Source organism: Marinobacter sp. L-80 (assembly GCF_056859395.1).
Genome location: NZ_JBSXOI010000012.1, coordinates 1 through 7,202 on the forward strand (window position 1 = coordinate 1; position 7,202 = coordinate 7,202).

The window sequence follows — 7,202 nt, forward strand, 5'->3', positions numbered from 1 at the left end:
ACACGCATGTCATTGGCGATCGACGTGCTGGAACCGTCAGCCCTTTTGATCGTTTGCCAAGTTCTTGATGGGGCATTGCTTACCCGTTTAAGGGGCGTAAAGCCTGGAATTGGGGGTGCGGCGAATGTTCGCTTTTGTTTAGAAGCTTGGATTTATGCTGATGCCCTTGCCACTCCCAGCGTATGAGTGAACTTACCTCGGTTCAGATTCCCCTCACTGGCTCATCTCGTCGCCGCATAAAGTGCGCTTTCCCAATGAAAGCGTGGCCAGAACCCCGACGAATGTCGCCATAATAATGTGGCAGATTGGGCTAGACTGGAACTTCAAGAACACACTCAGGCTTGCCGCGTAGAAGACCACTCTCACAGGAAGAACAAAAACTGACTGACGGTCATTTTCCAGCTGGCCGCAGATCGAACCGTCACAAGCCTTGGCACATATTTGTCACATATACGTCACATGGAATTTCTGCTGGCCCAAACGCAAAAAAGGCAGACCAGTAACTAACTGATCTGCCTTTCTCTTTTATGGTAGCGGGGGCTGGATGGTTATGAGACTGATGTTTTAGGCACACTTTTTTTGTGCCAAATTGATGATATTTGATATAAATTGATGTGTGAATTAGAATTTTGGATAGAAGGGAGAGTGGAGACTAAGTACAACAATGCCAAGTAACGACAAGCAGAAATGGCACGGGGCTGATCAATCAGACAACGAGGACTTGACCTTAAGGCATCCAGGCCCTCACTTTCAAGCCATCCGTTCTTGGGCTGAACAAAACAACGTCTCCGACATCTTCGACGCCATAGCGCTCGCCTTTGGCTTCACTGAAAACTTCACGATCGTCGGCAACCTGTATCGCGAACTCTCTAACCCGGACTCAAAGGCCATTCTGCATCAGTGGGCTGACAATCCCTACATCAGCCACCTAAGCAGGCTTCTTTTCTCGTTCAGCCAAGATAAAGACTTTGCCAATAACTATTCCGGTCTTCACCAGGGCGTATCAAGAGGCAACACGAAAACCATTCTGCGGTCGGCAGGAGCAGATCTGAAAAACGAGCATTTTCTGCTCGAACTGGTTATCCAACCACAGCCCCCTTCCGACAATAAACTACTCGACCGATTACGAAGAACTCTAAAAATATGGCTGATCGTACAGGCACTGGAAAGAACCGCAGAGCATAACTGCCCACACGATAACCAGATTCAGCAGGTCGCCAGCACACTCTGCCTCCCCGGAGAGAACAGCAAATGGACACTTATTGACAACATTCTTGAAATGTCATTGAAAGCCTGCCCGTCAGACCACTACTCGTACTCCCAATTCAACCTGGCAATACGACACGCCGCATCTCAGCTAATCGCCAGATACTCAGGGCCAGAAACCCGTAAAGAGCTGCTGCTTCTTAGGGCCATCCAACGGGTTGCAGAGGGCCAACTCAACCCCACCAGAGCTCAAAAAACAGAGACCGCTTTTCAGACTTCCTTTACGAACCTACTCCAAGCAACAGAGGGCGCATTGGATCTGAGCAGCTCGGCAGGCGGGCCTCAACTTCTTGCCTATTCAGACAGCGAAACAGACTCTGCCGATGAAGAAGCCCTGCATCAACTGCTGCTGTTCGGCGTCGACCCGGAAGAAACACCAGAACAGCAGAAACTCTCGGGTCAAAGCATACTGATGCAGACGGCAGAACTGTCAAACTATCTTCCTTGGTCATGGGAAAAACCACTTCCCCCAGAAGCCCATCAACTCGATCAGTGGATTAACTGCACTCTGGCTGAGGACCGCCCTGAAGAAAAACTGGGGGGCGCGTTAGTCTGGCTGGCCGTTCATCTTGAACGCTCCCTGGAGTTCATACAGGAAATTGAAATAACGGATGACTTACGCGATGAATGGAGCATTTCCCAAGACCTAGTGACTGCCCACCGGGAACGACCGAGGCGACACAGCTCTTGGCATCCGGATGCCGAAGCTCAACCTCTGATCGAACCGTTCCAGGACAATCTCCGCGTCACGCTGCCAGAGCAAATACAGAGCGCTCTCCGAGAGGCTACCCAGGTTTTCCCGGACATCGCCACTCTTCGGCAACTATGGGCACGGGCCAGCCCTCATGCCCTAACAACATGGTTCAGGCAACACGCGAAACGGCATTTCCCGAGACTCACCAGCGCCAAACTCGCTAACGCACAGTCCCAAAGTGTTTTCGAAGAGACATGCGATCATTCATTGGCTCGCTTACTTTCGGCCCACCCTCGAGCTACGTTACCAGCAGCTTGTGGATACGCCAACTGGAGCATCGCTCAGGTTCAAAACGGATTTGGGCTTCCATTACAAAACCCCGCATTAGGCGATGAGAGGACCAATCTTCTCGGGAGCCTCCTTGCGCCACTCGAGTCCATTTTGGTCGAGGGCATTCGGGAAGCCACCCAAACCCTGCTGGAAAGCTCGCAAGGCGACCCCATCACTTTCCACAACCATCTGGTCCAATACACTGTCACGGCCCTGAATGCCGCAACCGGTTGCCGTAACCTGTCAGAGCCTTTCGAGTCGATCGCCCACTTCTGTGATCACCCCCCGGCCGTCTTTATCAATGATAAATCCGACGACGGCCTTCACTGCGGACGAATGGTTCCACTTGCAGATGGCGCAAAAGGGCTATTGGAGGACTATCTCGAGCACCTTCGTCGGTTCAAGGCGAGCCTTTCAGGTCAACACAAAGACCTTGCGCATCGCATCCAACAGGTTCTGGAAGGAAACTCCGACACCCTGCCCCTGTTCTTCCTGCTCGATAGCAATGGTGCGTGGCATCCATTAACCGATTTAGCCGTCCCAGGATCGGAACTCTTCTCGTGGCCTCTTCCGAAGAACCTGTTCCGGCACAGGTTTGCCCAGCAGCTAGCTCGAATGAACGTTCACCCCGAAGTCATAGACGGCTGGATGGGCCATGGGGAGCGGGGAACAACCTCCTACAGTGATCACTCGGCGAGGTGTTGGCGAGAGGACCGTGAACGGTATAAGGAAGCCCTGGACGACTGCTTTGAACGGCTAGGCTTTATAGTGCGACTGCCCAAGACCAACTTCGACATCACTGCCTTCGAAGCCAAACAACCCGCTGATACTTACCGGGAGCCTGAATGCTTTGGTCAGGCACGGCGACACTCGGAACGGCTCAAAGCCCGTGATCTGGCGCGTTCTGCAGCCCGGAAGGAGCTGGACTTGGCACTAGATGCCAGCCCAGTCAGCGATGAGAGCGAACTCAATCAAAGCTACATTGATCGTCTGGCAAAAAGAATGATCTCCCGCGAAAACGGGATGCCCCACCCTCAGGCGGCTGTTCGGATGGAAGTGTTGGTCCAATGGCTGGAGGAACACCGCCCCCATACAAGACAATTCATACGACACAGAACATTAAGGGTAGGCACCGAACGCTCACTGGTCAGAGACACTTGCCCCAGAGCGCTTCAAACCATGCCGAACCTTGCACAATGGGCGCGGGACACGAAGCAGGCCATCCGGCAAGCTCGACTTTCGAAGTCCGATAGTCTGGCGCTGGCCACTGCATTCGTTGCGATTGAAAAGCGCATATCCTATCTCAGACTACTGGAAGATCTGGTTCAAGGGCAAAACTTCCGGGTAATACAACACAAGCAACGCGTGTACCTGGAGTACTCCGAATTCCTGGAGCCCAATGATTACAATCAACCGGTTCAACGGCATCAGATCGACCACACCACCGGACGACTGTTAGCGAAAGGGCTCGGAATCAAAGACAGCAAGGATCTCGACACAGCGCCCTGTCCGAAGTCGTTACAATCACTGGCCACAATACTGGCGGAAACCAGACACCTTGATGATGTAAAAAGAAACGAGCGGTCGGTAGGCGCGCTGTTAAAAGAGCTGAGCCGGTTAATTGAACAGGCTAACCTGATTGACCTTCCAGGTATGGTGGCAGGCGCTCTCAGTAATAGAAACCCTCCTACCAGCCTGTGCTTGTACGATTATTTTCGCCTGACAGAAGGTCAGCGATATCAACCACCGGAGTCCACTCCAGAGCAGGACCTTCCAGAAACTGAAAATTTACCCCCGATTCCAGCATCAGCCTCTGGTACTTATCCCGAACCTTTTTACGACTCGGCGAAAGCTTTTCTTGGAGGACTGCAGGACATTCTGAATCAATACACAAAAGCCAAGTCACGAGAGATTGCCAAACAGGTCGAACAGCACTGCCGGGCCCATACTCACTCTGTCAGCAGTGCCGTTTTACTACTTGGCTACTGGGTCGCACACCGAATCCGAAAAGGTAAAGGCCGAGCTAACTATGCCCACAAAGCCTACGCGACTGGGTCTATCAAACGGTACTTAAGTGAACTGTCTGGCCCATTTCGTGGTTTCGCCTACAAGGCGGATTTGCTGTTGATGGCCGAGGAGGACGTCACTGAGCTTTGCGCCAAAATGCTGTCTCACTGCGCTCACAAACTGAAAGACCTGGCGTATTTTTCGGCACGCCTTATTGAGTTCTTCGACTGGGCGAGTGAGCGCGGAGTATCCACTCCCGACTGGGACGAACTTGATCTCGGCAGTGCCCGACGCTCGGTTCGCCCCAGGCTCTTTTCAGAAAGCGAGTACCTCCAGGCCCTCCAACTGCTCCTGCATCCTGACACCGAGGAGATCGAACGGGGTATGCAAGCCGCCTTTGTACTTCTGTTAGGTTTCCGCTTCGGGCTCAGGGCCCAGGAGGCTATTGGCTTACTCCGCTCGGACTGGTGCGAAGCCGCTGGGTTGACCTGGGTACTGGTTCAAAGCAATTCCATACGTGGCCTGAAAAGCAGCGTCCACAGCCGGCGAGCTGTACCGCTGGTATTTCAACTGAGTGCTGTCGAGCGGTCACTGGTTACATCAATACTGACACGATATACGACCAGGCTGGGTAACGCCGACAATAAGCCGATCCTTGCCGACAAAGAGGGTAACCTCACGCCGTTTGCGGGATCCATTCCATCGGATATTGCACGGACGCTTAAATTGGTGACCGGAAACACCCGCATGAGCCTGCACCAGGCCCGCCACGGATTCTGTAATGTGCTGAACAGCGCCTTGTTTGAGATAGACACACCGCTTGCCCAAAAACTCACTGAATCGGTCGATAGGGAGAGCCTCCGAAAGGTACTGCTCGGCAACCACGGGCTGCCGTCAAGACGCGGCTCTATGGCGATCGCCCGGGCGCTCGGGCACCACTCGCCTCGAACGCAATTTCGCTCCTATAACCGCATGATGACAGAGTGGGCAGACAGGCTCACTCCGGTAACCACCCACTACGCCGGCACGATTTCAAAGGCCGTCCAGATTGATCGTTGGCCTGTAAAATCCGCCAGTGAAGTCGAGAGTGCGGCTCCCACCATTTTTGCACAGCGAACCAGACTCACGCCCCTTATTGTGATGGAAGCTCTGAGACTGATGGCGCTTGGGTACGCGGCTCACGGAATCGAACCGATGCTTCGCCTGCCACCGGGAGAACTCGCCGATGTAGAAATTCTGGTTGACCGGATAAATGCGGGGTTGCGGTTCAAGGTCTATGACCCGGAACAAATGAAGAAGGCATTCGTGTACGGCACCAAACTGCCGAAGTATTTACTGAAATCTCGCTCGACTGCCGTATGGCCCCGACTGCTGCAGATGTGCGACGAGCTGCACAACTGTGAGGAACTGGACACCGACCGACCGCTACCTTCTCTCGCCCAGGCCTCGAATCTCGTTGGTAGAAATGGCCACTTGCTGATGAACGAGGTCGAAGATGCTCACCTGATGCGGCTTCTGGTGGACGCATTCAAAATCCCCGAGAATTCGTACAAAGTCGTCATAAAGAGCAAACCGGATTATGCTCCCCGAGCTCAAAGAGTGGTTCTGGCAGGTGAATTTGTACCGGCAGCCGCCTCGCTGCAACTCGACACCTTCAACGAGGATTACGATAAAAACTACACCAGGGCGCGCTCTTACGCGGGATTAGTCCTCACCAGCCCTATGATTACCCAAATCCATGATCGCCTGGAGTTGGTACTACTCTTCATCGCAATTGCATCGGCCTACTGCCCGAAACCCGCACCACTGACGCCGTTACCCCCCCTATCCTAACTGAAGGTCGAAGCTCTCCGCAGGGTCCACCGCCACTTCTTCTAGTTCAAGAAGAGTCAATACCGTTTTTTGCTTTCTGGCTTCTTGTTGGCTCACCACTTGAAACTTAACCAAACTGCGATTCGCATAGGCTCTGGCGAAGACACGAAGGAAATCCAGATCGTGGCACAAAATCTCAGTTCTTCCCTCGATTTCCGAGGCGTCCTCATCGTTAGCGCCGGGTGTCACCCACAGCGTCACCGTACTTTTTTGCTCGTCGAACCCTAACGGCCTGCCTGCCGCCCACATGGTGCCAAGAGCTTTTTGCTCGACCGTTAAAGACGGCATGACACCCTGTACCGTTGCCCCACCGAGATCTTCAAAGCCAAACCTCACCATGACGCCCTGCTTGATCGAGCGGCTCGCAAATTTTGCCGCTATCCCTCGGCTAAGGGTTCCAAGAAACTCTTGCTCCTTTTCGGAAAGAATTGGCTCATCTTCCGGTTCGCCCAATATCCTCTGTGGGATCAAATCCCTAAATACCAATCGAGCGGCAGCCCTGAATACTTCCACCTCCGAAGCCGTAGCCCCAGGCCCTACGAGCCTCACAACGTAAGTTGCCGGGAATTCGACATTGTGCGTAGGTTCAATCCTGAGACGCCACTCTACGGAAGTCGCCGCCAATTTCCTCATATCTCGAAAATCGTTAAGAGCTGAAACCACGGCGTCCTTTAGCTGTTTTTGGGCAGGCAGGACAATTGAGGAATCTTCCTCAAACTCAAGCACCCCGCCGGAATTAACGACGTGTGGTGCACTTGCTGGATGTAAGACGACGATTGTACCGTCGAACGAAACGGAGTCTTCATGAATACCCATAAGATTTTGTTTCCCCGAGCTTTCCCATATGTGTTTTTTTCGCTATTGACACAAACGATATAGCCGCCATTGACCCGGAGTTATTGTCAAATCTGGTGTATGACCATCAGGCAGCGTTCCTGTCAGATTGGTCTTCCACCTCTATTCCATCCTGAAACTGTACGTTGTCCACGACCAGCTTCAGTTGGTCGAACCCCTTGATCCGCTTCCAGCGTTT

General features: G+C 53.0%; 3 protein-coding genes. 2 read left to right on the forward strand and 1 reads right to left on the reverse strand.

Annotated elements, in window-relative coordinates; genetic code table 11:
* The coding region (locus AC13E3_RS00290) for a hypothetical protein (RefSeq protein ID WP_482901561.1) at nucleotides 1-186 on the forward strand (186 nt) is incomplete at its 5' end.
* Between the two features lie 478 nt (nucleotides 187-664).
* Nucleotides 665-6,130 carry a site-specific integrase gene (locus AC13E3_RS00295; RefSeq protein WP_008177408.1) on the forward strand — a complete coding sequence of 1,822 codons (5,466 nt, stop codon included), beginning with the start codon at nucleotides 665-667 and terminating at the stop codon, nucleotides 6,128-6,130.
* Here AC13E3_RS00295 and AC13E3_RS00300 read toward each other — a convergent pair.
* Nucleotides 6,122-6,985: a hypothetical protein gene (locus AC13E3_RS00300; RefSeq protein ID WP_008177406.1), complete on the reverse strand. Its 864-nt coding sequence runs from the start codon at nucleotides 6,983-6,985 to the stop codon at nucleotides 6,122-6,124. The two genes, AC13E3_RS00295 and AC13E3_RS00300, sit on opposite strands and share 9 nt — an antisense overlap.
* Nucleotides 6,986-7,202: the final 217 nt, after the last annotated feature.

Excerpts from the sequence above, each read along its gene's own strand:
- AC13E3_RS00295 (WP_008177408.1), top strand. The coding sequence starts at position 665 with ATGCCAAGTAACGACAAGCAGAAATGGCACGGGGCTGATCAATCAGAC.
- AC13E3_RS00300 (WP_008177406.1), bottom strand. The coding sequence starts at position 6,985 with ATGGGTATTCATGAAGACTCCGTTTCGTTCGACGGTACAATCGTCGTC.